A 25449-nucleotide genomic window follows, 5' to 3' on the forward strand; every position below is an offset into this window, starting at 1 on the left:
GAAGTTCGGTAGGCGGGTAAGCCCTTGGAGGGGCAGGCGGTATAGTGCAGCCGCTGGCCGTGTGGCGAGTGTTAGGCCTGAACAACGAAGGCGGTTAATTCGGCCATCTTCCCGGCGCGAAACCGCCACACGTCGCAATACGCGTATTCCACTGCTTCACCTTGCTCATCGGGTAGGGTAATGGTGCCCAGGGCCGTCACGAAATCGGCCTCGGCAATGAGGTGCTTGACCATGAACACGGGCGGCTGCTCATACGCCGTGGCCATCCACTGCCGCACCGCCTCCTTGCCCCGCAGCGTTTGCTCGCCCACAAAGGTCCACTCCGTGTCGTCGGTGCAATGCGCCAGAAAGCCCTCATAGTCGCCGGCCGTAATGGCGGCATTGGCCTTTTCGAGTACCTGCTTGTTGGTGGTGTCGGGCATACCAGAGTCCGTTGGGTAGATAGAACAAGAGGAGGAAACAGTGCGCTGCCGGCACTCGGTGCCCAGCTTAGCTCTCCTTGTCAGGTACGGTTGTGACGCCGCGTGGTTAGGGCCGGGGGCGGGTAGCGCTACGCGTGCCGCCCCCGGCCCAAGCCCACCCCAGAGGGCCTGCGTGAAGGGGCAAAAAGCAGGTAAATTCATACTTTGCAGAAGCCTTGAGCTATGCTGATTTGGCCTGTAGTCTGTCGTTGCGCCTTGACCACTACTAGCTCACTGCCCCGCGGCGCTTTCTTCTCCTAACCCTATTTGCCCATACCCATACTTCTACCCTCATTTTCTATGTTTTCTGCACTACGTTTCCTGCCCGCCGGGTTCCTGCTGACCGTCGGTCTGCTGGGCAGTAGCTACCAGGCCGCCGCCCAAACCCCGACCAAGCAGTGGGACAGGCGCTTTGGCGGCAATCAATCGGACAGTTTCTCTGCCCTGCAACGTACTCCCGACGGGGGCTACCTGCTCGCCGGCTCCACCGTGTCGTCCGTGGGCGGCGACGTGACCCAGGCCGAAATCGGCAACTTCGACTACTGGCTGGTCAAGATTGACGCCAGCGGCACCAAGCTCTGGGACAAACGCTTCGGGGGTTTCTCCGACGATTACCTGTCGGCCGTGCAGCCCACCGCCGACGGGGGCTACCTGCTGGTCGGCTCAACCCGCTCGCTGCTCAGCGGCGACATCACCCAGGACAGCCGGGGCGGCTTCGATGGCTGGGTGGTCAAGATCGACGCCAACGGCAACAAGCTTTGGAATAAGCGCTTCGGGGGCTCGGCCGACGACTTCCTGCGCTTTCTGCAGCCCACCGCCGACGGCGGCTGCGTACTCGGGGGCTCCACCATTTCGCCCGTTGGCGGCGACATCACCCAGCCCAGCCGGGGCGGCGTCGACTACTGGCTCCTGAAAATTGACGCCAACGGGACCAAGCTCTGGGACAAGCGCCTGGGCGGCTCGGCCGACGACGGCCTGAACTCCCTGACGTCCACCGCCGACGGTGGCTTTGTGCTCGGGGGCTCGTCCGTTTCCGCCATCGGCAACGATAAAACCGAAGCCAGCCGGGGGGCTAGCGACTACTGGCTGGTGAAAGTTGATGCCAGCGGCACCAAGCTCTGGGACAAAACCGTGGGCGGCACCGCCAACGACTACCTGAACAACGTGCTGATGACTGCCGACGGGGGCTACCTCCTGGCTGGCTCATCCGACTCGCCCGTGGGCGCCGACAAAACCCAGGGCAGCCGGGGCGTGGGCGACTACTGGGCGGTCAAGCTCGACGCCAACCGCAATAAGCAGTGGGATAAGCGCTTCGGCGGCGAAAGTATCGACCAACTGTCTCTGGTGTTGCCCCTGAGCGACGGCGGCTACCTGCTCGCCGGGGATATCCGCTCCAACAATGAGGGCGACGTGACCGAGTCCCGCCGGGGCTTCGTCGATTTCTGGCTGGTAAAGATTGATGCCAGCGGCACCAAGCTCTGGGATAAGCGCTTCGGCGGCACCGCCGAAAACTACCTGGTGGATATACTGCCCACCCCCGACGGCGGTGCCCTGCTCGGCAGCGAAACCTTGTCGGGCCTCGGCGGCGACAAAAGCCAGGGCAGCCGGGGCAGCACCGATTTCTGGGTCATGAAGCTGAACCCCTTCGGCACCATCACGGGCGCGCGGCCCGCGGCCGGGCGGCAGCAGCTCGGCGTGTATCCCAACCCGGCCCACCAGCGCCTACGCCTGCGCCTGCCCGAGCAGGCCCCCCGCACCGGCCTGCACCTCTCCCTGCTCGACGCCACCGGCCGGGTGGTGAGCCAGCAGGCCCTGGCCGCCCCCGGCCCCGAGGTATGGGTCGAACTGGGTTCGCAGCGGGCCGGCTTGTATCTGCTGCGCCTCGAAGGGCCTGATGGTTACCTGGCCACCCAGCGCGCAGTGCTGGAGTAGGCGCTTGCGAGGGCTGCTCCCAGCAGCGGGAGCAACATCTTATGTGGCCTTGAGTCCAGTGTATTTTGCGGCGCGTGCCAGTTTAAAAACGTCCGGAGCTCTCGGTAGCTCCGAACGTTTTTGCGTTTCAGCTCCTGGATGTAGCTAAATGGGTTTGTTGTTTATTTAGGTCAAAACAAAAAATAAACAAAAAATCCGTTTTTCATTTTGTTGTTTATTTTTACAAAAAACAAAAATACACAACAAGCCTATCTATGCCGCGCCGCGCCGCCCCCTCGACTTCCATATTGGCCCGGATTCGGGCTTGGTTTGGTTTGCAGCAGCAGGAGCTGGCGCTGTATCTGGGTATCAGCCAGCAACTGGTGCACAGCATTGAATCGGGCCGGCACCATATGAGCTACCTCGTGGCCGACGCCATGCTGCCCCTGGCCCGGCAGCTGCCCGAGCCCATTACGCGGCTCGATGAGCCCCTGCCCGCCGCCCTGCCGCCCAGCGCGCCGGCCCCCGATGCCGGGGAGCTGGACTTTCGCCGGCGGGTGTGCCTGCAGCGGGCCGCCAAGCTACGCGCCCAGGCCGCCAAGCTGGCCAGCCGGGCCCACTACGCCCACCGGTGGCAGCAGGCCCTGCCCCAGCTGCTGCCCCCGCCCGAAGCACCCGACCCCGAGCAGGCCGCCTGGCTGACCGGCTGGCTACAGCGCCGCGCCCGTCCCCTCACCCCGGAAGAAGTTACCCGCTGGCACCTGCTTCAGGCCCAGGCCGGGGCCCTCGAAGCCGAAGCCGCCCTGCTGGCTGCTTCGTAGCCCGTCGGCGTTCCGACTGGCCGTGGCAAGCCGTCCTCTGCGAAGTAACCAATGCTCTTTGACCAGAAAGCCCTAACGTCTGAGTAGACGCTAGGGCTTTTCAGGGAAGGAAGCTCAGCACATTTCAGAGGACGGATTGACGCCGCTTGATGCGCGGAATGTCGTGCCTTCTCGCAAGGACAGGAGAGGGAGGGCTTGTTGAGGCAGCGCGACAATGTGTTGCGCAGGGGCTTTGTCCCATTTTGTCGCAAACATTCCGCTTTTTGAATACTTGACAACGGCCGGGCGTTTTCACCAAGCCCGGTATAGCCGAAACTGGACCATAAGGAGCTGGTTTTGCGCCTGCCGAACCGGGGTGCAACGGCGGCCGAACCGGGCTTGTCGCATGTCACAAAAACCGCCTTGTTGGCCTTTTTATCAGCTACTTACCCTCTTATGTTCGGGCATTACTAACCCCTTAACCTATTATCATATGCCCCTCGTGTATTCCTCCCTTACCGACCGCGCCCTCTGCGACGCGGCCACCGCCGAAATCGACTTCGAGCTGCTCACCTACTCGGCCCGCGACGTGAACAGCGACCTGGACGACAAGCGCGCCGAGCGTCTGCAAAGCTCGGCCACCGCCCAGCTGGCTACCGTGGAAGCCCGCCTGGCCTCGGCCGAAGCCATCCTGGCCCTGCCCTCCCTCACGGCCGACGAGCGCGAGAAAAAGGAGAATGAGCTCAGCTCCCTGAAAATACAGCGCAAAAAGCTCCAGAAGCGCCTGCTTCAGGTTTCGGGCCTGGCCGAGTTTCTCACCGACGTCGACATCGCCCAGAACGACCAGCAAGTCGCGCTCCTGAACGACATCAAAGCCGGCATCGCCCAGCACCGCACTACCCTTTCGGCGTAAGCAGCCACCGCAGTAGCCCTAAGCCGCCCGCCGCTTCTCGTGGTGGGCGGCTTTTTTTAGGTTTGGGTATCAAGCAGTAACAATCACAAGGCAGTGACCAAGAATTGCACTACCAGTAACCATCTAGCATACAAAGAATTACAACACTACCTATACCAGAACGTATAGCAGGATTCAACCCTTATACCAACCTGCTATGCATTACAAACTTAACTTCCTATTCCTGGTTGCGGCCCTAAGCCTAGTGGCCTGTGACTCCGACGATGCAGCCGAAGAGCCGCAGAACGGTGACTTTCCCACCGAAACCCTTACCGCCAGTCCCGTCACCATTCGCGTCAGCGACCTGCCTGCCCCTTTCGCCAGTCAGTCCGTTACCAATTACCCGCAGCTCTTGCAGGAGCGGCCCGAAAATGCCCGCCTGAAAGTACCCCAGGGGTATGCCGTCAACATATTTGCCGATGACCTGCCCCAGGGCCGCTGGATGGCCGTAGCCCCCAACGGCGACGTATTCGTGGCCCAGATGATGCTCAACCAGATTATGGTGCTGCGCGATACCAACGGCGATGGCCGGGCCGATGAGCGCACGGTATGGGCCACCGGCGGCCCCCTGAGCCGGCCGATGGGCATGGCTTTCAACGGCAACTACTTCTATGTGGCCACCTCCGGCGCTCTGCTGCGCTACGACTACACCTCGGGCCAGAAGCAGGCCACCGGGCAGCCCCGGCAGCTGGCCGAGCTACCCGGCGGCGGCCAACATCCAGCCCGCTCCCTACTCCTCTACAACAACAAGCTCTACGTGGGTATCGGCTCCTCCGAAAATGCCAGCGTGGAGCAGGACCCACGCCGCACCACCATTCAGGAGTTTGACCTAGAGGGTGGCAACCGCGTGACCTATGCCTCGGGCCTGCGCAACCCCCAGGGCATGGATGTAAACCCGGCCCGGGCAGGCGAAATTTGGGCCGTGGTGAATGAGCGCGACGCCCTGGGTGATGACCTCGTGCCCGATTACGCCACTGCCGTGCCCCGCGGCGCTTTCTTCGGCTACCCCTGGGCCTACTTAGCCCCTGACAAGCGCGACCCGCGCATCACGGCCCCCGCCCCGCCGGAAGTTGCCAATACCCGCACCCCCGAAGTGCTGCTGCGCGCCCACAGTGCCGCCCTGGGCCTAGCCTTTTACACGGGCACGGCCTTCCCCGTCGACGCCCGCGGCGACCTGTTCTTAGCCATGCGCGGCTCCTGGAACCGTTCGGTGGGCTCGGGCTATAAAGTAGTGCGCGTGCGCATGAACAGCGCCGGCCTGCCCGAAACCGCCGGCCCTGATGGCCGCGGCGCCAGCTTCGAAGACTTTGTAACCGGCTGGCAACTCAACGAGGGCCAAGCCGCTCCGCCTCAGGTGTGGGGCCGGCCCGTGGGCATCATCACCGGCCCCGACGGTTCCCTACTCATTGCCGAAGATGGTAACGGCATTGTGTGGCGCGTAAGCTACCGGGGCGCAAACTAAACTGGGTTCGTTTTCTGCTAACCAACTTTGACAAGAGGTTAGCTTGCGTCTGCTACCCACACAAAAAAGCGGCTGAAGCTTCCTAGAGCTCCAGCCGCTTTGGCGTTTTCTGCCTTTCGGCCAGGAATTACATGTGAATGGCCCGGTTCTCGGTGGCGGCGAGGCAGGCTTCCTTCATGGCTTCGGCGTAGGTGGGGTGGGCGTGGCTCATGCGGGCTACGTCCTCGGCCGAGGCGCGGAACTCCATGGCCGTCACGGCTTCGGCAATGAGGTCGGCGATGCGCGGGCCGATCATGTGGACGCCCAGGATTTCGTCGGTTTCCTTGTCGGCCAGCACTTTCACGAAGCCGTCGAGGTCCATGGAGGCGCGGGCGCGGCCCGAGGCGCGGAAGGGGAAGGAGCCGGTTTTGTAGGCTTTGCCCTGCTCCTTGAGCTGCTCTTCGGTGTAGCCCACGCCGGCCACTTCGGGCCAGGTGTAGACCACGCCCGGAATCAGCAGGTAGTTCACGTGGGGCTTTTGGCCCGCGAGGGTTTCGGCCACGAACACGCCTTCTTCTTCGGCCTTGTGGGCCAGCATGGCGCCGCGAATCACGTCGCCGATGGCGTAGATGCCGGGCACGGAGGTTTGCAGGTGCTCATCGACTTTGATACGGCCGCGCTCTTCGAGCTCGATGCCGGCAGCTTCCAGGTTCAGGCCCGCCGTGTAGGGCGAGCGGCCCACGGCCACCAGGCAGTAGTCGCCCTCAAACTTCACTTCCTCGCCCTTGGGGTTGAGGGCCGTTACGGTCACGGCGTCGCCTTCGCGGGTAGCGCCGGTCACCTTGTGGCTCATGAAGAACTCGATGCCGATTTTGCCCAGGATGCGCTTGAGCTCTTTGCCCAGGGCGCGGTCCATGGTCGGGATGAGGGAATCCATGAACTCCACCACCGATACTTTCGCGCCGAGGCGGGCGTACACGGAAGCCATTTCCAGGCCGATAACGCCGCCGCCAATGACAATCATGTGCTTGGGCACCTCGCGGATGTTCAGGGCCTCGGTGGAGGTGATGATGCGCTCCTTGTCCTGGGCAATGAAGGGTAGCACCGTGGGCTTGGAGCCGGTGGCGATGATGACGTGCTTGGTTTCGATCTGCTGGGCCTCGCCGCCCTCGGTGGGCGTGATGCTGATGTGGTTCTTGTCGACGAACGAGCCCACGCCGCGCAGCACCTCAATCTTGTTCTTCTTCATCAAGAACTGGATGCCGTCGGTATTGGCCTTCACCACCCCGTTTTTGCGGTCGATGAGCTGGTTCATGTTGATCTGCAAGTCGCTCAGCTCAATGCCGTGCTCCTTGAAGGTATGGCTGGCATTGTGGAAGTGCTCGGTCGAGTCGAGCAGGGCTTTGCTGGGGATGCAGCCCACGTTGAGGCAGGTGCCGCCCAGGGTGGGATATTTCTCAATCAGGGCCGTTTTGAAGCCGAGCTGGGCGCAGCGAATGGCTGCTACATACCCGCCGGGGCCGGAGCCGATGACGGTAACGTCGTATTGGTTCATGCTACGATGAATTCGGTGAGAATCAACTAGGGGCGAAGGTACGAACGGCGAATTTGTGAAGTGGTGAATGAGTGAGTTTTGTTCGGATGTGTTCAGCAAACCCGGTGTCATTGCGAGCTTGCGAAGCAATCCGTCCTCTGCGAAGCGCCACACTCCCTTTCACCACAACGCCCTTTATCTTAACAAGCTATGCCCTACTATGTCTATATTCTCACCAATGCCAACCACGCCGTGCTCTACATCGGCGTGACCAATGACCTGCAGCGCCGCGTCTACGAGCACAAAAGCGGCCTGCACCCCGGCTTTACCAAGAAGTACAACGTGCACAAGCTGGTGTACTGGGAGCAGTTTACGGACGTAAAAGCCGCCATTGAGCGGGAGAAGCAGCTCAAAGCCGGCTCCCGGCAAAAGAAGTTGGACCTGATCCAGGCCTTCAATCCAGAATGGATTGACCTGTTTGACTTGCTGGGGTAAGTCTTCGGTCTTAGTAAAAGACGTGTCCTTGCGAGGACGAAGGACGAAGCAATCCGTCCTCTGAAATGTAGAGAGCTTCCTTAAGTGAAAAGCCCTCTACTACACGCGGTAGTAAAGGGCTTTGTGGGTAAAGGGCGTTTGTCACCAGCAGAGGACGGATTGCTTCGCTTTGCTCGCAATGACAGAGAAAAAAGGGTTTCTGGGTAAAGGACGTGTCTACCTCCGCAGAGGACGGATTGCCACGGCCTTCGGCCTCGCAAGGACACTTTCTTACCGCGGCGGGCCCAATTCCTGGAGGCGCTGCCGGGCGTTGTGGTTGGCGGGGTTGAGCTGCAGGGAGCGGCGGTAGTGGGTAATGGCTGACTGGACATCGTTGTTTTTCTCGTCGGCTTCGCCCAGGCTGTCAAACAGGTTGGCGTCGTTGGGGTAGAGTTCGGTGCCAAGGCGGAAGATGGCCACGGCGGCGGGCACGTCGTGGGCCTCGCGCAGGAGCTGGTAGCCCCATGTGTTTAGCTCGCCTTCCGACAAGGCAAACGTGGGCTCCTGCTGCTGCAGCCGGCGGTAGATTTCCAGGGCTTGGCCGAAACCGTCCCGGGCCAGGGCCGCCGCGAAGCCGGCCTGCGTGGGCACGGGGCCGGGCCGGGCGGGCAGGTGGTCGAGGCGGGCCATGTGGGCCGGAACGCCGTTCTGGGAGGGCGTGCGGCCCAGGAACTGGTGGCCGGCGGCGTCACCTTTCAAGGTGGCGTTGAGAAATTCGAGGGTGTAGCGGCAGGTCCAGTGGTAGGCCGCTTCCACCTCAGCGCGGGAGTATTCCGTGAAGTGCGCTGGCTCGGCAAAGCGCAGGCCGATGGTGGAAAAGTCGATGTGCTCCATCGGGTTCATAACCATGTGGTAGAGGTCGGCATACGTCGCTTCGTTCAGCAGGATGCCCGTGGTTTGCATCCCTTTGGCGCTCAGTTCGCGCACCGATTCGGAGCGGCGCTGCACGTACAGCCACGGCACGGTCAGGCGCACTCGGGACACGGGTTTGGTGTCTTCCTGGGCTTTGGTTCCATCAAAGCTGACGATGGCGTCGAGGCGCACGTCCTGCGTGGCGGCCAGCGCATTGGCCAGGCCGCCCCAGCTCCAGCCCGCGGCGGCCACGTGGGCCATGTCGGCCTGGGGCAGGGTGTGGGCGTAGGAGAGCAGAAACTGGATATCCCGCGCCTGCGTGTCCAGCCCTTCCGCGTCGAAGTTCATGTTCTTGGTGCGCGTGCCCAGGCTGCGACTGGCCAGCACCACGTAGCCGTGGCTGGCGAGGTACTCGCACAGGTCGGCAGCTTCGTGGGCCGTGCCGCCACCGCCGGCGGCATAAATCACCACCGGAAACTTGCCCGCGGCGGCCGGGGCGTTGCGCACGGCCCACATGCGCTGGTCAAAGAGCTGCTGGGCTTGCTTCGGGCCTACTAGGGCGGCGGCCCACTGCAGCTTATCGGCCAGGAAGGCAGCGGCTTCGGCATCGGTTCGGCTGAAATTGTCGTCGGTGGCCTCGGTGCGCAGATAATCGGCGTACCGCAGGGGCGTCCCGCCTTTCGGGGCCGGGTACCACACCAAGGTTTGGATGGGGCGGGCCAGTTCGCCAGTCGTGGGTTTTCCGGTTACGGCGTCGGTGCGGCCTTTGTAGGCCCGGGCGTAATCGTACTGCTGCACCACCCGGAAGCCCACGGGGTGCGGGCCGGGCTTGAGGTCGGCAAAGCCGGCAGCCTGGGCCGCGGCAGTGCAGAAACACAGCAAAAGAAGTAGAACCGTTTTTAGCATGCAGGAATACGGATGAAAGGAAGGGCAATGATACAAACTCCCAGGCCCCACTCTATTCCTCATATCCTAGGAAAAAGAACGTACTGTCGACATCCTATGCCGGCGCCCTAATCCACCAATACCCCGACGTAGTAGTTGAAGGTGTCGACTTCGAGGTTGTCTTTGGTAGCGCCGGGCAACTCGAGGGGCTGAAAACGGCTACCGGGCTGAATGAAGCCATACTGCCCACCTTTCACCCGTACCCGCACGGGCATGTCGAAGTCGGGCACGTCGGCCACCCACCGGACTAGCACCTGGTCTTTCTCCTGGCGGATTTCCAGGGTCGGGATGCCGGGGTAGCGCAGGTACTGGTCGAATACCTTGGTGAGGTTTTTCCCGCTCTGCTGGTTGATGTAGCCCACAATCTGCTCGGTCGTGACGGTTTGGTGGTAGAACGTCTGGCCCAGCCCCCGCAGGATCTGCCGCCACTTCTGGTCGTCGTCCACGATGGTGCGCACCATGTTGAGCAGGTTGGAACCCTTGTCGTACATGTCGCCCGAGCCCTCCCGGTTTACGCCGTAGGGCCCGATGATGGAGCCGTCGTTCTGAATGTTGCGGCGCTGCCCGTGCAGGTACTCCTGGCCAGCTTGCTTACCAAACTGGCTTTCGGTAAACAAGGCCTCCGAATACGTCGTGAACGACTCGTGAATCCACATATCGGCAATGTCCTTAGAGGTGATGTTGTTGCCGAACCACTCGTGCCCGCTTTCGTGGATGATGATAAAATCCCACTTCAGGCCCAGGCCCGTACCCGAGCGGTCGGTGCCGAGGTAGCCGTTCTGGTACTTGTTGCCGTAGGCCACGGCGCTCTGGTGCTCCATGCCCAGGTGGGGCGCATCCACGAGCTTGTAGCCGTCCTCGTAAAACGGGTAGGGCCCAAACCACGACTCCAGCGACTTGAGCATGGGCTTCACATTGGCCGCAAAGTGCGTTTTGGCCTTGGCCAGGTTTTCCTGCAGCACCCAGTATTCTAGCGTCAGCCGGCCTTTTTCGCCAGCGTAAGAATCCGAGAAACTGGTGTAGTCGCCCACGTTCAGGGCCACGTCGTAGTTGTTGATGGGGTTGCGCACGGCCCAGTCGAAGCGGGTGGACCCGCCCTTGAGCTTGGTCACCTTGCGCAGCCGGCCGTTCGAGACGTCTTTCAGCCCCTTGGGCACCGTCACGCTGATGAGCATGCTGTCGACTTCATCGGCCTGGTGGTCTTTGGTAGGCCACCAGGCGCTGGCGCCCAGGCCCTGCACGGCGGTGGCTACCCAGGGCTTGCCGTTGGCATCTTTGGTAAACACCAGGCCACCGTCCCAGGGGGCCCGCTCGGCCACGCGGGGTTTGCCCGAATAGAACACCGTAAATTCTTCCTGGCTACCCTTGCGCACGGGCTGGGCGAAGGTGACAAACACGGCATTGGCTTCCCGGGTAAAAGCCAAATTCTGACCCTTGTAGACTACTTTCTCCACCGTCAGGTTGGCAAACAAGTCGAACTGCAGACGGGTGAAATCCTGGGTGGCCGTGAAGCGGAACAGGTTCGAGCCGCTTAACGACTTATCGTCGATGTTGAGCCGGACGTCGAGGTGGTAGTAGTTGATGTCGTAGCAGGTACGCAGGGGCGTGAGCGTGCCACGCAGCGAGTCGGCGCGGGTGTAGTCGGGCTTGGGCTGGAGCAGCTGGGCGTTAGAGCCGTGGCGCAGGCCCAGCAAAGAGGCCAGTATAACCAGGATTCGGAGCATAAGGGCAAAAAATAAGGAACTAGGGCACTAAACAGACCCTCCGGTTACGGGGAGGTTGCGCCTGCTACGGAGCCCGAAGGTACACGTCCGCAGGATTCGGGTGGCTACCTGCCCGAGTTTGCCGTAGGTTTACAGCCTCAACTCGTTGCTCATGCCATCCGCCGCTACTCCGTCCCGGGCTGCCATTCTGGGCGCCTTTGCCATCGTCTACCTCATCTGGGGCTCCACGTATTTGGGTATCCGCTTTGCCATCGACAGTATGCCGCCCCTGCTCATGGCCGGGTCGCGCTACCTGCTGGCCGGCCTGCTGCTCTACGGCTTTATGCGGTGGCGGGGCGAGGCCGCTCCTACCCGGCAGGGCTGGGCCACGGCCCTTATTATTGGCATCTGCCTGCTGTCTTTCGGCAACGGGGGCGTCACGCTGGGCGAGCAGTACATTCCTTCGGGCATGACCTCCCTGCTGGTAGCCACCGTGCCGATGTTTCTGGCTCTGCTGGGCTGGCTAAGCGGGGTGGCCGCCCGGCCCACACCCTCGGTAGCCCTGGGCCTGGTCCTGGGTTTGGTGGGCGTGTACTTGCTGGCCCGCACGCCGGGGGCCAGTCACGTGGCTATTCCGGGGCACGAAGCGGTGGGCATTACTTTGGTGCTGGTAGCAGCTTTGGTGTGGGCCATTGGCTCGTTGTACTCCAAGAAAAAGCAGGCGGCTTCCTCGCCTTTCCTGGCCGGGGGCATGCAAATGATGTGCGGGGGCGGGGCCATGCTGCTGATCGGCCTGGTGCGGGGCGAGGCCGCGGGCTTTGAGCTAAGCGCCGTGACCACCAAATCCTGGCTGGCCTATGCGTACCTGGTGACGTTTGGCTCCATCGTGGCCTTCTCGGCCTACATCTGGCTGCTCCGGGCCGTAGAGCCGGCTCTGGCGGGCACCTACGCTTTCGTCAACCCCGTAGTAGCCGTGCTGCTCGGCTGGGCCTTTGCCGGCGAGCAGCTGACGGTGGGCATGCTCGGCGGCGCGGCGCTTATCGTCGCAGCCGTCGTGTTGGTCGTGCTGGGCGGCCGAAAAAAAGCCTAGCTCCTCCCCACGGAGTTTGGCTTGGTGGGTATACCCAACTACTTGCTAAAAGGCCTTAGCACGTGTGCAAACGTTTTTTCATGCTCTTATTACTATTTTTTATAATAAATATTCATAAAAATAGAGCGAAACTCGTGTAACCTGCGTAAATTCGCTACGTATTTGGTAGTCCAATACGCTTAGCTGCTGCTCATGAAAACATCCGCTACTCTCCCCGACATCCGGACCGAAGGTGACATCAAAACTTTGGTTGACACGTTGTGTTCCAAAGCTACCAACGACACCCTGTTGGGTGCCCGGTTTGGTGCCGCCGCCCGGATTCACTGGCCTCACTACCTGACCACCCAATACCGCTACTGGAGCAGCACTCTGCTGGGCCACGGCACTCAGGAAGGTGAGCCCCTACCCGAGCAACTAGCCCTGCCTACCAGCGGCCCCCACATCGAACATTGGCTGAAGCTCTTTTCCTCGGCCGTCGAAGAATGCTTCGCCGGCTCGAAAGCAGAAGAAGCTAAAAAGCTGGCCCGTCAAATGGCCACCCGCCTCAGCATGAGCCGCACCCGCGAGCTGCCCGTCGACTAATACCCTCCCACCCGCTTTCCTTTCCCACCCAACCTTTTTCCGCAATCCTGTTCTGGTTCCTCCTTTTCACTCTCCCCACCCAATCAAACTTCAGCTCTCCACCACACTCTGAAGTTTAGCCCATAAAAAAGCCCGTGCCGATCATGGCACGGGCTTTTTTGGGTCTATAGAGTAAGCATCACGTCGTAGGTTGCCCAGCCACCGGGTTCTTACCGGCCAGTATGAAGCGCCTGTACGCCCTAGTCTTCCTTGTACAGCTTGCCCGCCTTGTCGGCCGACAACCGGATGCCTTTGATCATGGCCGAGCTGAAACCGTGGTGTTCCATTTCATTCAGGCCCGCAATGGTACAACCTTTGGGCGAGGTCACTTTATCGATTTCCTGCTCGGGGTGGGATGCCAGCTGCAAGAGCAAATCGGCCGCGCCTTTAGCCGTCTGGGCGGCCATCTTCAGCGCATCGTGGGCATGGAAACCAATTTCGGTACCGCCCTGCGATGCGGCCCGAATAGCGCGCAGGAAGAAGGCCACCCCGCAGGCGCACAGGGCCGTAGCCGAGGTCATGAGCTCTTCATTGATGCGCACCGTCATGCCCACCGTATCGAACAGCTTTTCCACCAAGGCAATATCATCTTCCACATCCTGGTCGCTGGCGATGCAAGTCATGGATTGGCCAATGCCGATGGCGGTGTTGGGCATGGCTCGTACTACGCGCACCGGGGCCCCCGCCTGGGTACGAATGTCCTGGCAGCTAACCCCGGAAATAACCGAAATCAGCAGGTGCTTGTCGGGGCTGATAGCACTCTTGATGCTGTCCAGGAGCTTATTGAGTTGTTGGGGCAGCACCGCCAGCACTACAATATCGGCTCCTGCTACCGCCGCCAGATTGTCGGTGCTGGTATGAAACCCGGCCTGGGCCAGCGGAAGCAAAGCGGCAGCGTTACGGCGGGTGAGCGTAATTGATTCGGGGGCCGACATACCGGCCTTTACCAGGCCTCTGGCCAGTGAAATGCCAATGTTGCCACTCCCTAGAATAGCAATCTTCGTTGTGGTAGTTTCCATACTTACTCCAGTTAAGTGCCTAAGGCAGCGGCGTAAACTAGCTGATTTTGTTCAGGTTGCTGCGTTATGAGCATAAAAAAGGGCGACTCAGAAATCTGAGCCGCCCTTTTTAAGATTGTAGGTCCTACCTATTACACGCCCAGCAGCAGGCGGGTTGGGTCTTCCAGCAGCTCTTTCACGCGCACCAGGAACGACACCGACTCACGGCCGTCGATGATGCGGTGGTCGTAGCTCAGGGCCAGATACATCATGGGCCGAATTACCACCTGCCCGTTTTCGGCAATGGGGCGCTGCACGATGTTGTGCATGCCCAAAATGGCCGACTGCGGCGCGTTAATAATCGGGGTGCTCATCATGGAGCCGAACACGCCGCCGTTGGTGATGGTGAACGTACCGCCAGTCATCTGTTCGATGGTCAGCTTGTTGTCGCGGGCCAGCGTAGCCAGGCGTACGATTTCCTTTTCAATGCCATCAAACGACAGCTCTTCGGCATTGCGAATCACGGGCACTACCAAGCCTTTGGGGGCCGATACGGCGATGCTGATGTCGCAGAAGTCGTTGTACACGATATCGGTGCCGTCAATCTGGGCATTCACGGCGGGCCATTCTTTCAGGGCTACGCACACGGCCTTGGTAAAGAACGACATGAAGCCGAGGCCCACGCTGTGCTTTTCCTTGAACTTGTCTTTGAACTTGTTGCGCAGGTCCATGATGGGCTGCATGTTCACCTCGTTGAAGGTGGTGAGCATGGCCGTTTCGTTTTTCACCGATACCAGGCGACGGGCCACGGTTTTGCGCAGGTTGCTCATCCGCTCCCGGCGCACGTTGCGGTTGCCTGAGGCAGCCGGAGCCGCTGGCGCCGCGGGCTTGGCAGCGGGGGCAGCCGAAGCCGGAGCAGCGGCCGGAGCTGGCGCCGCCGGACGGGCCTGGGCGTTCAGGGCGTCTTCCTTGGTAATACGGCCGTCACGACCCGAGCCTTGTACGTCGGCGGCGGAAATGCCTTTCTCGCCGAGAATCTTGCCTGCCGCCGGCGAAGGCGTGCCCGTGGCGTAGCTGCTGGCGCTGGCCGAAGCGGGAGCCGCCGCCGGGGCCGCTTGCGTCGCAGCCGGTGCTGCAGCCGGAGCCGGCGCGGCACTAGCGGCCCCGCTGCCGCCCTCAATGCGGGCAATAGTGGCCCCGATGCCGATGGTTTCGCCTTCCTTCACGGCGTGGCGCAGGGTGCCGGCACCTTCGGCGGGCAACTCAAACGTAGCCTTGTCCGATTCGAGCTCGGCAATGACTTCGTCGCGCTGCACCTGGGCTCCGTCGGGCTTGAGCCATTTGGCTACGGTTACTTCGGTAATAGACTCGCCCACCGCCGGAATCTTCATTTCGACGGTAGCGCCACCAGTGGCGGGAGCAGCGGGGGCCGCGGCCGTAGGCGTATCGGCCGAGCCAGCCTGCGACCCGCCGTAGCCCGACTGGTTGCTGGCCTGAGGGTTCTGCTCACCTTGGGTAACCGGGTCGGCAGCAGGGGCCGCGGCCGGCGCAGCGGCAGCTTGCGGCTGAGCTGCGGGAGCCGCCGGAGCGGCAGTGGCACCGTCGCCATCGATGCTGGCAATGGCAGTACCAATGCCGATAGTTTCGCCCTCGGCCACTTTGATCTTCAGGATGCCGTCGGTTTCGGCGGGCAGCTCAAACGTGGCTTTATCGGACTCCAGCTCCGCAATAACTTCGTCGCGCTTAACCGTGTCGCCGTCCTGCTTCAGCCATTTGGCAATGGTTACTTCGGTGATGGATTCGCCGACGGCGGGTATTTTAATTTCCAGACCCATGGGAAGGGAGTTAGAAGAGTTTCAAGTGAAAGTAAAGCACGAAGCACTGACTTCGCGCCGCGCAGAACCGCAAGGGCCCTACGCACGGAACACAGCAAACCGGCCCCCGCAAGCTAAGCAGGAAAGCCGGTTTGCGCTACCGCTAGTCAGTTTTTTGGGCGTTGGCCGCCGTTTCCTTAATGGTCTCGTCGGCTACGGCTTCCTTGGGCTTGTCAAAGGCACGACCAATTAGGTCTTTCTGCTCCTTGACGTGCACCTTGTTGTAGCCGGTTGCGGGCGAAGCCGAGGGCTTGCGGGCAATAACGTCTTCCAACTCGCGGCGCATGAAACGCAGCAGGTAATTCCAGTAACCCATGTTCTCCGGCTCTTCCTGCACCCAGTAAAGCTTGGCCTTGGGGTACTTGGCCAGTTCGGCGTCCAGCTGCTTCTTGGGGAAGGGGTGCAGCTGCTCCAGGCGCACGATGGCGACGTCGGTGCGGCCCGAGGTGCGCTGCTCTTCCAGTAAGTCGAAGTACACTTTGCCCGAGCACAGCAGCACACGCTTCACTTTCTTGGCGTCGGCGTACACGTCGCCGAGCACCTCGCGGAACGAACCCGAGGTAAACTCCTCCACCGGCGACACGCAGAGTGGGTGGCGCAGCATCGACTTGGGCGACATTACCACCAGGGGCTTGCGGAAGCTCCAGGTCAGCTGCCGGCGCAGGGCGTGGAAGAAGTTGGCCGGCGTGGTCATGTTGGCCACGATGATGTTGTTCTCGGCCGCCAGCTGCAGGAACCGCTCGGGACGGGCGTTGGAGTGCTCCGGGCCCTGGCCTTCGTAGCCGTGGGGCAGCTGCAGCACTACGCCGTTCATGCGCTGCCACTTGCTCTCACTCGATACGATGAACTGGTCAATCATGGTTTGGGCGCCGTTGGCGAAGTCGCCGAACTGGGCCTCCCAAATCACCAGGGCCGTGGGGTTGGCCATGGCGTAGCCGAATTCAAAGCCCAGCACCGCGTACTCGCTCAGGAGCGAATTGTAGATGCTCAGCTTCTCCTGGCCTTCACCGATGTAGTTGAGCGAGTTGTAGGGGGCCGAGGTTTCGGCGTCGTGCAGTACGGCGTGACGGTGCGAGAAGGTACCGCGCTGCACGTCCTGCCCGCTGACGCGCACAATGTGCTTTTCGCTGAGCAAGGAGCCGTAGGCCAGCAACTCGCCAGCAGCCCAGTTCAGCACGCGGGTTTCGAAGAACATCTTCTTGCGCTCCTCCATCAGCTTTTCAATCTGCTTCAGGGGGCGGAAGCCTTCGGGCAGCGTGGTCAGCGCCTTACCGACTTTCTGCACGATTTCCTCGCTGATGCCGGTTTCGGGCGACTGGTCGAAGTCCTCGGGCTTGGAGCGGCGCAGACTACGCCACTCGTTTTCCAGCGCCTGGTAGTTGTAGGGCAGCGGCTTCTGCTTCACCATGTCGAGGCGGGCCTGCAGGGTGTCGCGGAACTCCTTGTCCATCTGAGCAGCCAGCTGTGCGTCCACGTCGCCGCGCTGCACCAGCGTCGCGTTGTAGACTTCGCGCGGGTTCTGGTGCTTGCTGATGATGTTGTAGAGCGTGGGCTGGGTGAACTTGGGCTCATCCGACTCATTGTGGCCGTGGCGGCGGTAGCACACCATATCGATGAAGATATCGGCGTGGAACTGCTGGCGGTACTCGGTAGCCAGGCGCACGGCAAACACCACGGCTTCGGGGTCGTCGCCGTTCACGTGCAGCACCGGCGCGTCGATAATCTTGGCCAGGTCCGTGCTGTAGATGGATGAGCGGGCGTCCTCGAAGTCAGTGGTGAAACCAACCTGGTTGTTAATCACGAAGTGAATCGTGCCGCCGGTCTTGTAGCCTTCCAGCTGCGACATCTGCGTCACTTCGTAGCCAATACCTTGGCCGGCCAGAGCGGCGTCGCCGTGGATGAGGATGGGCAGAATCTGGTGGTAGTCGCCGCCGTACTGGTGCTCAATCTTGGCCCGCACGAAGCCTTCCACCACGGGGTTTACGGCTTCGAGGTGCGACGGGTTGGGCGCCAGCTTCAGGTTCACCTTGCGGCCGCCTTCAGTGTCGACTTCCGACGAGTAGCCCATGTGGTACTTCACGTCGCCGTCGCCCATGGTCAAATCCGGTACGGCCGTCCCCTCGAATTCCGAGAAGATCTGCTCGTAGGTTTTGCCCATGATGTTGGCCAGCACGTTGAGGCGGCCACGGTGGGCCATACCAATCATCACCTCATTCACGCCCAGCTCGGAAGCCTTATTGATAATGGCGTCGAGGGCGGGAATGGTAGTTTCGCCGCCTTCCAGGGAGAAGCGCTTCTGGCCCAGAAATTTGGTGTGCAGGAAGTTCTCGAAGACCACAGCCTCGTTGAGCTTCTTCAGGATGCGCTTCTTGTACTCTACGCCGGGGTTGAAGGCCAACGAGTCCTTCTCCACCTTGGCCCGGAACCAATCCAGGATCTGCGGGTCGCGGATGTACATGTACTCAAAGCCGATGCTGCGCGTGTAGATTTTCTCGAGAGCAGCAATGATGTCGCGCAGCTTGGCACCGGTGCCCAGGCCCAGCACTTCGCCGGTTTTAAACGGGGTATCCAAGTCGGCTTCGCTCAACCCGAAGTCGGCAATGTCGAGGCGGGCTTTGCGGTCTTTGCGCTCCCGCACCGGGTTGGTTTTGGCGCGCAAGTGGCCACGGCTGCGGTAGGCATGAATCAGGTTGCTGACCTGGGTTTCCTTGTCGGCGGCCACCGTATCCACGGCCCGGATCGGGCCGGCACCGTCGGTAGAGGCCGAGGTGCTTAGCACACCGGAGCCTGCGGGCTGGGCTTCGCCCTCAGCGGGGTACTGCTGGGAGAAGTCAAAGCCTTCAAAGAATTTGCGCCAGCCGAAGTCTACCGATTCGGGGTCGGCCTGATAAGCCTTGTAGAGCTGGTCGATGTAGTCGCCATGGGCGTTGGCGATATAGGAGTAAGCGTCCATAGAAGAAGGAGCTGGGTGAAGTGGCGTAAATGTATTACGCTTCACAATAAGGCAAAAACCTAAATTCGATTACACAAATATGGCTCTTTATCAAAAGCTTATTTCGGTAACCATGCATTTCGGTTTCTGGTGCCAGACAATCTATCTAAAAAAAGCACAAAGCTTTCCTGCGTTAACGGAAAGCTTTGCGCTTCAGGGGCTTATTATTTTGGCATTGCCATCTTAAAAATTCGATACGGCTGGTCTTGACGCCCGACGCCCTTGTTCCAGGTTGGTGTTTTGTGGATAGCCGAGGTAGTTACATACACAGTACCATCGGCAGTGAAGGCAAACGTATCGGGCCACTGCAGGCGTTCATCCTGCACTACCGTTTCAATTTTGCCGGCGGGAGTGCGCCGCTTAATAGAGTGGTCTTCGAAAGCCGTCAAATACAGATTGTTGGCCGCATCGATTTCCATTCCGTCGCAGGCGGGCACTTGGCCCAGGTCTTCTATTTGCTGAGCTAGTTGGGCATCCGACAAAGCCGCATTACGCAAAGCGTCGGTTTTGATACGGTACAGCTTGTAGCTGGTCAGGGGTTTCCAATACAGATATTGCAAGTCTTGACTCAAGGCGATGCCATCGGCATTGATACGGGCCCGCTTACCAGCCGCGTTTATCATTTCATGACCATCAGCTTTAATATTCAGGGTGGTATCGGCCAGCATGGAAGCATGTTTGGGCAGCAGCCGGCGGGCCTTGCTCGTTTTTAGGTCCACAACTACCAGGCTACCTTCCCCCGACTCGGTGATGTAGGCATACTTATTTTCGGTGTCGATGCGCACGTCGTTGAGGTAGGATTTGCGCGGAGCGACGCTTTCGGGAAAGCTGATATTCAGCACCACTTGGTTGGTCTTCGGATCTATCTTGACCAGTTTGGGTCCACCGGGCACCGTGGCCTTCAGGCCGGGCGCAGCCGGGTCGAGCACCCAGAGCATACCCGTTTTATCGGCGTACACACTCTGCGGACAAATCCAGTGCTTCTGGGGCTCGTTGCGGGTCGTTTCGTTCCACGTACACCACGTTGCATCCGGATAAGGCTTCACCGAGCCATCCTTGCCGATTTCGGCAATGGGAGCTACCGGGTTATCATCCCAGCGCGGAAAGTCGCCAAACACGCGTCCGTCGGGCAGTACGGCTACGCCCACAATTTGCGGTTCGCGAAACTCCGCCACTACCTGCAGCGGCGAGTTGGCCGGGGTTACCGAACCGGCAACGGCTGTCGAATCGGAAGATGAAGCAGCCGTCGTACCGTCGGGCTTACTCGGGGAAGAGCAACCGACTATACTCACGAATGCTAGCAAACTGCTGCCGGTTAAAAGACGCAGGCTAGGCTGGGAAAGGGAAAGATTACGCATGCCGGATTGTATTTTTTAGAAAGTAATTTGTAACAAAACAGGTTAGACCCCTGCACTATTGCTTACGACTTCGTCCTTCCGGGGTTCTCCTTGTCTTAGCCTATCCCACGCTTCCAGCCCGTTTTTACCCGTACCAGGGGTTTTTTTATTGGTTTTACAATAATTATTATTACTTTGGTATAAGTTTTAATCGTCTAACCCTGACAAATACCCGCCTTTGGCAACCTTTTAGTCGTCTAGAGAGTTAACCCCATCTTGCCCGCCTTCCACATAGGCAACCCATTCTCTTCGGGTGTGAAGAAGAGTCCACGAATCTAACTGTCATGTCTATTGCCTTAGTCCTACTGACCCTTCTCTTCCCCCCGCGGCCCACGTTTTCCGCTGCTCTCCCTTCTACCGTTGCTCATCTTAGCCCACGCACGGTAGCTTTCGTTTCTGCTCCAGTTATCGCCAAACGCCCCCCGCGCCGGCTGCCGGTTTACCGAGTAACGGCCACCATTTATGAGCCAGAGGTTCGGCAGACTGATTCCGACCCTTTTGTAACGGCCGACAACTCCCGCATCCGCCGCAAACATTCCAGCAAAGACCGGTGGATGGCCCTGTCCCGCGACCTGCTCAAGAAGTGGGGCGGCGACTTTGACTACGGTGACTCCGTACGCGTTAGCGGTATTTCCCCCAAGCTCGATGGGGTGTACATCGTCCACGACACGATGAATCGTCGGCACCGCCACTGCATGGACATCTTGGCGGCCAAGTGGGAAAACCTCGACGAAATGTGGAAAAACGTTAAGATTACAAAGGTCGAGCCCCGGTGGCGCGCCAGCTAACTTGTATTTTTTCCTCGTCCGCCTTCCCCAATCCTGGCCTGCTGCCCTTTCTGCGGTAGCCTTATTCCCTAGCCAGCCCTTCCCAATGCTCCATAAGGCGCGGCTCGCCCTCCGCGTCGTACAAGAAGCTTAGGGGCTGTTGGGGGTTGCGCATAATCTCGGTGTAGGGAATCTGCCACCGTTTCCACATTTCCTGCAACGATTGGCCGTAGGCCGAATTTTCCCAGGGGTTGAAAATCTCGCGGGTCACGTCATCAATCAGCGTATCGAATACCAGATGAGTGTCACCGGGCTGCACCGGGCGTGGGAAATAATCCGGCACCACGTTTAGCAGATACGCCCCGTAGTACACCCGGGCTTTGAATTCAGCAACCTGCACCGGGTGCAAAGGCCGCTGCGCATCCCGATACACGCGGCCCATTGCCTGCCGCAGAATACCATTGTCAATCAGGCAGCTGATCAGCACCGTTTCGTCGAGCTTGATACTGAACGCCATGGTGCTCAGATCATCGTCGTACTCGAAGGGAATGGTGTCTTCCAGCGGCGCGGTTTCCAGAACAAAAATGGAGGCCGGGGTAAAGTCTTCGTACACAATAGGGACGCGCAAGGCCTGAAACACCTGAAAGAAACACTGCAGCTTGCGCAGCAGCTGGGTGTTTTCGGCCAGCGGGTACAAGGGTTTTACCAAGGGGTCCAGCTCGTTGAGAATTTCGAGCAGCATTACGCCGTAAAACATCTTGCCCAGCCACAGAAACAGCGTTTTTTCGTCCAGGGCGCGCAGGGCTTGCGGACCGGCTTGCACGGCCCGGGCTACTGTCTGCTCCAAGGGCTCCACGTGCTGCTGCTGGCATTCGGCGCAGCAAGGCATCCGCAGTTCGGGGTAAGCCAGCACGCTCTGGTCGAGCAGCTTGATCTGCAGATCGGCTAGCTGATACCGCTCCAGCAGCCACTCGGCAAAGACCAGCACCGAATTGGAAGGCTGCGGAGTGGGCGTGCCGCACAGAAAGCAGTGCTGGGCAAAGCGCATGCCCGTGAACGGGTCGTAGAGCGAGAGGTCGGGCGTGGTGGCAGGCATAAGCGGCACTGAAGAGTAAAGAGGCGCAAAAGTACGTCGGCCCGGACTAGGGTACAGCATGTGCCCACTGCCCGGCGCGCCTTAAAACCAAAAGCCTCCACCAGTGTTTGGCGGAGGCTTTTGGTTGGGGAGCAATCCTGAACTAGCGGGAAAGTGAAGAACCCATTTTGATGAGCAATTTGCCGAGCTGGGTGAGCGGGCCACTGTAGTCATCCGACGTTTCATCGGCCACTTTCACGGTTTCAGCTCCCAGGGTCGCCAGGGTTTCGGCAATGTCGTGGGCGGCCGTGCCGGGGCTGCTCAGCTGCTCGCGCAAGGTGGTCAGTTCCTGAATGATTTTGGCCAGACCGGGACGCTCTGAGGCGCGCAGTACTTGTTCCCAACGTTCAATTTCGCCGAGGCCGCGCTGGTCGGCTTTTTCCGGTACACCATTGTTCAGCAGCGCCAGCGTATCGTCGAGCAGGGCGGAGTTTTGCTGGTCAGTTACGTCCAACGGAACCGTGGGCGTGGGGGTATTTTGGGGCGTGGGCGCAGTTGAATCCATGGCTAGGGCGAAAAAACAAAAGAAGTTATTCTGCTATACTGGCTTCTTTGCAGAAAAGTTAAGCGGCCAAGCCGGACCAGCTTGCGTACACAGCGCCCGGACCTCCTACTCGGCCTTATCAAGCCGCCTTTCTCTTATATGCTGCACGTTTCCATTCTGTCCCCCTTTTCCGATAAAGCCCGTCAGGAGCAGTTTGACGCCGTTCGAGAAGCCCTGGCGGCCGAGCCTAACGCCCCCACTACCCTGCTGCTGGGCAACTGGCGCCTGGATGAGGATGAAGTGGATGCGGTGGTACTTCGCCCCCATCTGATTACCGTTCTGCTACTCGAACCGCGCGGGGGCCGGCTGGCCATTCGCGACTTTACCCACGCTGCCTGGCAGCTGGATGGCCGCCCCCTGACGGGCAAAGCCGAGGCCGACAATCCTTTCCAACAGTTTGTGCAGCAGAAAACGGTCGTGGCCCAGGCCCTGCTGCCCCACCTACCGCCCGGCATTGCCAACCTGAACTTCATCAGCGGCCTGCTGCTATTTGGCGAACCCGTGGTGTTTGGGTCCGAGGTGGAGGAGCGCATGAGCGCCGTACCGGCTGCCAACAACTTTCAACTGCTGGCCAACCCGAGCCGCTTTACCCGCCGGCTGGCTCAGTTGGCAACCCCGGAAATTGACCTCAGTGAAGCTGACCTGGAGCAGCTGGCCGCCGAGCTTACGGCCGAGACGCCCACAACAGACCAAGAACCGGGTGATACCTCAGCTGCTGACGAGGCCGAAGATGTCATTGCCCAAGACAAGAGTAATTTTCTGCAGCAAAAAGCAACGCAGCTCTGGCGCTGGTTGGGGGCCGATGATATCGATGACCTGGACTCGGCCCCCTATGGCTATACGGAGTCGGCCTTGGCAGCCCGCAACCAGGAGAAACAAGAGCTGGAACGGATGCGGAGCGCCATGCAGCAGCAGCTGGCCGCCCAGCTACGGGCCATGGAAGCCCGGGAAGCTGAGCGGGAGAAAAGCATTGCCCAACTACGCGCACAGCTCGCCTCAGCCCCGGCAGTAGCACCCGAAGCCGCTGCTTTGCAGGAACGGCTGGCGGTGGAAAATCGGGAGAAGGAGGTATTGGATGCCGCCATCCAGGCCTCCCGCGCCGAATCGGAGGCTCGTAACCGGGAATTAGACGCCAAGATCGAGCAGCTCGAACAGTTGATGCAACGCCTGCAAACGGCCCCAGCCACTGCAGGCGCCCCTACAGCCCCACCCCTGGCGACCGAAACGGCCAGCCCCCGGCCCGGCTTTGCCCCCGGCAAACGCTCGGATGCGCAAATTGCCTTTCGCCAAGTACGTGCCTGGCGGCGCCGGCTTCCTCGGCTGGCGGCGCTGGGCACCGGGGTAGTGGCGTTGGCGCTGGTTGTGAGCGGCATTAAGTCGCTAACGGCGGGGCCGCCAACATCATTTTCGCAGGGCGGCAAATGGGGCCTGCTCGAGGCCGGCGGAGATACACTGGTTGCGGCCCGTTACTCAGCTATTGGGCCTTTTCAGGACGGCCGGGCCGTGGTAGAACAGGCCAGAGCTTTCGGCTTCATCGACGAAGATGGCCAGGAAGTGCTACCCCCTACCTACGACGCGCTAAACTCCTACAGTGGCAAGTACGCCCGGGTCCGCATCGGTGATACCTACACCTTTATTGATGAGCAGGGCCAGGAGTTTCCCTCCTATTACTACAATGCCCTCGATTTTGCGGAAGGCTACGCGGCCGTGCTCGACTACCGCGGCTGGTTTTATATCGAAGGCCCCGACGAACCAGCCTCAAAGCCCAAGCTCTTTCGTGAGGCGTATTCTTTCCACCAGGGCCTGGCCCGGGTGCGCTTGGCCGATGGCTACACCTTCATTACCAAGGACTACCTCAGCAGCACGGAGCCCGATACCAAGCCGTTCGGGCGCTACTCCAGTGCCACCGACTTTGCCGATGGCAAGGCCCGCGTTACGCAAGACGGGCGCACGTTCTATATCGACGAGGACGGAGACCCGGTCGAATAACGACCCTGAGTTTCAATCGTCGTGTTTTTTATGTTTACCCCGCCCTTTGCCGTGCTTGCCTTTTTTATAATAGCCCCAGCCGCGGCGCTTGGTGTTGCTCATGAGCAATTGTTGCAGATATGCCGCTGCCCCTACTTGGCCAGCGGCCGCCGGAGCCGGAGGGGCGGCGGCCAGCAGCAATTGCCCGCCGGGTCCCGTAGTAACGGGCACTACCGCTCCGCTCAGATTGCAGCCGCGGCCTTCCGTTAACTCTTGGCGGCTCCCGTCGCGCGCGACCACAAACCCGTCGCGGGTAATCACACGGCCATTAGGCAAGTGCGCGTCGTGGGTCATGGGGCGCTTCACCCCGTTGCGAATAACGTACATGGCCCCGTCCCGCCGCTGAAATCCATCATTCGCGGAGCGGCCTTGCCCCCAGGCTGAAAGGCTCAGCACCAGGCTACTTAGCAAGAGCAAGGGTGAAAAGAACGTGTTGAACGCCACAATAGAACAGGGTGAGTAAAGAATAGTGCTACGGTACGGAGCCGCCCCAGCGCAAGTTTTCTGCCATTTCACTGGCGAGGTTGGGTTACTTTTAAAAAAGGACCGTATGAAGGCAAAATTCAACCCTTAAACATCCCTTTTTAGCCATGAAAACTTCTTTTAAAGCCCTGTTTGTTGCCGCTGCCTTCGCTACGTTTGCTACCACGTCCTGCTCGGAGAAAACCCAGGAGAATGCTGAAGCAACGGCTGAAAGCGCCGCTACCGACGCTGCCAACAACACTGAAAACGCCGTAGACAACGCCGCTGAAGCAACCAGCAACGCTGCTGGCGAAGTGAAAGCCGATATGGCTCCCGAGGCCGGCGACACGGCTGTCGTTCAGAACAAAGAAGCTGACAAGCTGGTAGAAGAAACTCCTAAGCAGTAGT

Annotated in this window: 21 protein-coding genes; 10 read left to right on the top strand and 11 right to left on the bottom strand. The window is 60.3% G+C overall.

Annotated features, from left to right (window positions below):
• Positions 1-71: 71 nt before the first annotated feature.
• Positions 72-422, bottom strand: a complete 351-nt coding sequence (locus E5K02_RS13785; protein ID WP_135395427.1) for a nuclear transport factor 2 family protein — start codon at positions 420-422, stop codon at positions 72-74.
• Positions 423-761: 339 nt separating this feature from the next.
• On the opposite strand from E5K02_RS13785, the gene E5K02_RS13790 reads away from it, so the two are divergent.
• From E5K02_RS13790 to E5K02_RS13805, 4 genes are all read left to right on the top strand, one after another.
• Complete coding sequence (locus E5K02_RS13790; protein WP_135395429.1) at positions 762-2393, top strand: T9SS type A sorting domain-containing protein; 1632 nt, start codon at positions 762-764, stop codon at positions 2391-2393.
• 254 nt (positions 2394-2647) lie between these two features.
• A complete protein-coding gene (locus tag E5K02_RS13795) occupies positions 2648-3193 on the top strand; it encodes a helix-turn-helix transcriptional regulator (RefSeq protein WP_135395431.1) in 546 nt (181 codons plus the stop codon).
• A 472-nt stretch (positions 3194-3665) separates the two neighbouring features.
• Positions 3666-4085: a hypothetical protein gene (locus E5K02_RS13800; RefSeq protein ID WP_135395433.1), complete on the top strand. Its 420-nt coding sequence runs from the start codon at positions 3666-3668 to the stop codon at positions 4083-4085.
• 196 nt (positions 4086-4281) lie between these two features.
• Positions 4282-5586 (top strand): PQQ-dependent sugar dehydrogenase, encoded by a 1305-nt coding sequence (locus E5K02_RS13805; RefSeq protein ID WP_135395435.1) that lies wholly within the window; start codon positions 4282-4284, stop codon positions 5584-5586.
• 127 nt (positions 5587-5713) lie between these two features.
• Here E5K02_RS13805 and lpdA read toward each other — a convergent pair whose 3' ends face one another.
• Positions 5714-7120 (bottom strand): dihydrolipoyl dehydrogenase, encoded by a 1407-nt coding sequence (lpdA, locus tag E5K02_RS13810; protein ID WP_135395436.1) that lies wholly within the window; start codon positions 7118-7120, stop codon positions 5714-5716.
• A 189-nt stretch (positions 7121-7309) separates the two neighbouring features.
• Here lpdA and E5K02_RS13815 point away from each other — a divergent pair, with 189 nt between their 5' ends.
• Positions 7310-7594, top strand: a complete 285-nt coding sequence (locus tag E5K02_RS13815; RefSeq protein WP_135395438.1) for a GIY-YIG nuclease family protein — start codon at positions 7310-7312, stop codon at positions 7592-7594.
• A 270-nt stretch (positions 7595-7864) separates the two neighbouring features.
• Here E5K02_RS13815 and E5K02_RS13820 read toward each other — a convergent pair whose 3' ends face one another.
• Both E5K02_RS13820 and E5K02_RS13825 read right to left on the bottom strand, forming a co-directional pair.
• Positions 7865-9391, bottom strand: a complete 1527-nt coding sequence (locus E5K02_RS13820) for a dienelactone hydrolase family protein (protein ID WP_167856398.1) — start codon at positions 9389-9391, stop codon at positions 7865-7867.
• A 107-nt stretch (positions 9392-9498) separates the two neighbouring features.
• Positions 9499-11154, bottom strand: coding sequence for a M1 family metallopeptidase (locus E5K02_RS13825; protein ID WP_135395442.1), 1656 nt, complete (start codon positions 11152-11154; stop codon positions 9499-9501).
• 151 nt (positions 11155-11305) lie between these two features.
• On the opposite strand from E5K02_RS13825, the gene yedA reads away from it, so the two are divergent.
• The gene (yedA, locus tag E5K02_RS13830) at positions 11306-12223 is read left to right on the top strand and encodes a drug/metabolite exporter YedA (protein WP_135395444.1); all 918 of its coding nucleotides are present in this window, start codon (positions 11306-11308) and stop codon (positions 12221-12223) included.
• A 192-nt stretch (positions 12224-12415) separates the two neighbouring features.
• The gene (locus E5K02_RS13835) at positions 12416-12805 is read left to right on the top strand and encodes a group III truncated hemoglobin (RefSeq protein WP_135395446.1); all 390 of its coding nucleotides are present in this window, start codon (positions 12416-12418) and stop codon (positions 12803-12805) included.
• A 239-nt stretch (positions 12806-13044) separates the two neighbouring features.
• Here E5K02_RS13835 and proC read toward each other — a convergent pair whose 3' ends face one another.
• The 4 genes from proC to E5K02_RS13855 form a co-directional block, all read right to left on the bottom strand.
• The gene (gene proC / locus E5K02_RS13840) at positions 13045-13863 is read right to left on the bottom strand and encodes a pyrroline-5-carboxylate reductase (protein WP_135395448.1); all 819 of its coding nucleotides are present in this window, start codon (positions 13861-13863) and stop codon (positions 13045-13047) included.
• A gap of 131 nt (positions 13864-13994) precedes the next feature.
• On the bottom strand, positions 13995-15677 hold the full coding sequence (gene odhB / locus E5K02_RS13845; RefSeq protein ID WP_135395450.1) for a 2-oxoglutarate dehydrogenase complex dihydrolipoyllysine-residue succinyltransferase: 1683 nt from the start codon (positions 15675-15677) through the stop codon (positions 13995-13997).
• A gap of 142 nt (positions 15678-15819) precedes the next feature.
• Complete coding sequence (locus tag E5K02_RS13850; protein WP_135395452.1) at positions 15820-18669, bottom strand: 2-oxoglutarate dehydrogenase E1 component; 2850 nt, start codon at positions 18667-18669, stop codon at positions 15820-15822.
• Between the two features lie 203 nt (positions 18670-18872).
• On the bottom strand, positions 18873-20066 hold the full coding sequence (locus tag E5K02_RS13855) for an SMP-30/gluconolactonase/LRE family protein (RefSeq protein WP_135395454.1): 1194 nt from the start codon (positions 20064-20066) through the stop codon (positions 18873-18875).
• Positions 20067-20389: 323 nt separating this feature from the next.
• On the opposite strand from E5K02_RS13855, the gene E5K02_RS13860 reads away from it, so the two are divergent.
• Complete coding sequence (locus E5K02_RS13860) at positions 20390-20893, top strand: RlpA-like double-psi beta-barrel domain-containing protein (protein ID WP_135395456.1); 504 nt, start codon at positions 20390-20392, stop codon at positions 20891-20893.
• A 61-nt stretch (positions 20894-20954) separates the two neighbouring features.
• On the opposite strand, the gene E5K02_RS13865 is transcribed toward E5K02_RS13860, so the two are convergent.
• Complete coding sequence (locus tag E5K02_RS13865; protein WP_135395458.1) at positions 20955-21968, bottom strand: hypothetical protein; 1014 nt, start codon at positions 21966-21968, stop codon at positions 20955-20957.
• 142 nt (positions 21969-22110) lie between these two features.
• Positions 22111-22512 (bottom strand): hypothetical protein, encoded by a 402-nt coding sequence (locus E5K02_RS13870; RefSeq protein ID WP_135395460.1) that lies wholly within the window; start codon positions 22510-22512, stop codon positions 22111-22113.
• A gap of 138 nt (positions 22513-22650) precedes the next feature.
• Between E5K02_RS13870 and E5K02_RS13875 the strand changes: the two genes are divergently transcribed.
• The gene (locus tag E5K02_RS13875) at positions 22651-24540 is read left to right on the top strand and encodes a WG repeat-containing protein (protein ID WP_135395462.1); all 1890 of its coding nucleotides are present in this window, start codon (positions 22651-22653) and stop codon (positions 24538-24540) included.
• Positions 24541-24552: 12 nt separating this feature from the next.
• Here the strand turns inward: E5K02_RS13875 and E5K02_RS13880 are convergent, their stop codons facing one another.
• Positions 24553-24996 (bottom strand): DUF6799 domain-containing protein, encoded by a 444-nt coding sequence (locus E5K02_RS13880; RefSeq protein WP_167856399.1) that lies wholly within the window; start codon positions 24994-24996, stop codon positions 24553-24555.
• Between the two features lie 173 nt (positions 24997-25169).
• Between E5K02_RS13880 and E5K02_RS13885 the strand changes: the two genes are divergently transcribed.
• The gene (locus E5K02_RS13885) at positions 25170-25448 is read left to right on the top strand and encodes a hypothetical protein (protein WP_206025959.1); all 279 of its coding nucleotides are present in this window, start codon (positions 25170-25172) and stop codon (positions 25446-25448) included.
• The last annotated feature ends 1 nt before the right edge of the window (position 25449 follow it).

Source organism: Hymenobacter metallicola (assembly GCF_004745645.1).
Classification (GTDB): Bacteria; Bacteroidota; Bacteroidia; order Cytophagales; family Hymenobacteraceae; genus Hymenobacter; species Hymenobacter metallicola.

What these genes read in the sequence shown, in the direction of transcription:
- E5K02_RS13785 (WP_135395427.1), bottom strand. Translation starts at nt 422, where the DNA reads ATGCCCGACACCACCAACAAGCAGGTACTCGAAAAGGCCAATGCCGCC.
- E5K02_RS13790 (WP_135395429.1), top strand. Translation starts at nt 762, where the DNA reads ATGTTTTCTGCACTACGTTTCCTGCCCGCCGGGTTCCTGCTGACCGTC.
- E5K02_RS13795 (WP_135395431.1), top strand. Translation starts at nt 2,648, where the DNA reads ATGCCGCGCCGCGCCGCCCCCTCGACTTCCATATTGGCCCGGATTCGG.
- E5K02_RS13800 (WP_135395433.1), top strand. Translation starts at nt 3,666, where the DNA reads ATGCCCCTCGTGTATTCCTCCCTTACCGACCGCGCCCTCTGCGACGCG.
- E5K02_RS13805 (WP_135395435.1), top strand. Translation starts at nt 4,282, where the DNA reads ATGCATTACAAACTTAACTTCCTATTCCTGGTTGCGGCCCTAAGCCTA.
- lpdA (WP_135395436.1), bottom strand. Translation starts at nt 7,120, where the DNA reads ATGAACCAATACGACGTTACCGTCATCGGCTCCGGCCCCGGCGGGTAT.
- E5K02_RS13815 (WP_135395438.1), top strand. Translation starts at nt 7,310, where the DNA reads ATGCCCTACTATGTCTATATTCTCACCAATGCCAACCACGCCGTGCTC.
- E5K02_RS13820 (WP_167856398.1), bottom strand. Translation starts at nt 9,391, where the DNA reads ATGCTAAAAACGGTTCTACTTCTTTTGCTGTGTTTCTGCACTGCCGCG.
- E5K02_RS13825 (WP_135395442.1), bottom strand. Translation starts at nt 11,154, where the DNA reads ATGCTCCGAATCCTGGTTATACTGGCCTCTTTGCTGGGCCTGCGCCAC.
- yedA (WP_135395444.1), top strand. Translation starts at nt 11,306, where the DNA reads ATGCCATCCGCCGCTACTCCGTCCCGGGCTGCCATTCTGGGCGCCTTT.
- E5K02_RS13835 (WP_135395446.1), top strand. Translation starts at nt 12,416, where the DNA reads ATGAAAACATCCGCTACTCTCCCCGACATCCGGACCGAAGGTGACATC.
- proC (WP_135395448.1), bottom strand. Translation starts at nt 13,863, where the DNA reads ATGGAAACTACCACAACGAAGATTGCTATTCTAGGGAGTGGCAACATT.
- odhB (WP_135395450.1), bottom strand. Translation starts at nt 15,677, where the DNA reads ATGGGTCTGGAAATTAAAATACCCGCCGTCGGCGAATCCATCACCGAA.
- E5K02_RS13850 (WP_135395452.1), bottom strand. Translation starts at nt 18,669, where the DNA reads ATGGACGCTTACTCCTATATCGCCAACGCCCATGGCGACTACATCGAC.
- E5K02_RS13855 (WP_135395454.1), bottom strand. Translation starts at nt 20,066, where the DNA reads ATGCGTAATCTTTCCCTTTCCCAGCCTAGCCTGCGTCTTTTAACCGGC.
- E5K02_RS13860 (WP_135395456.1), top strand. Translation starts at nt 20,390, where the DNA reads ATGTCTATTGCCTTAGTCCTACTGACCCTTCTCTTCCCCCCGCGGCCC.
- E5K02_RS13865 (WP_135395458.1), bottom strand. Translation starts at nt 21,968, where the DNA reads ATGCCTGCCACCACGCCCGACCTCTCGCTCTACGACCCGTTCACGGGC.
- E5K02_RS13870 (WP_135395460.1), bottom strand. Translation starts at nt 22,512, where the DNA reads ATGGATTCAACTGCGCCCACGCCCCAAAATACCCCCACGCCCACGGTT.
- E5K02_RS13875 (WP_135395462.1), top strand. Translation starts at nt 22,651, where the DNA reads ATGCTGCACGTTTCCATTCTGTCCCCCTTTTCCGATAAAGCCCGTCAG.
- E5K02_RS13885 (WP_206025959.1), top strand. Translation starts at nt 25,170, where the DNA reads ATGAAAACTTCTTTTAAAGCCCTGTTTGTTGCCGCTGCCTTCGCTACG.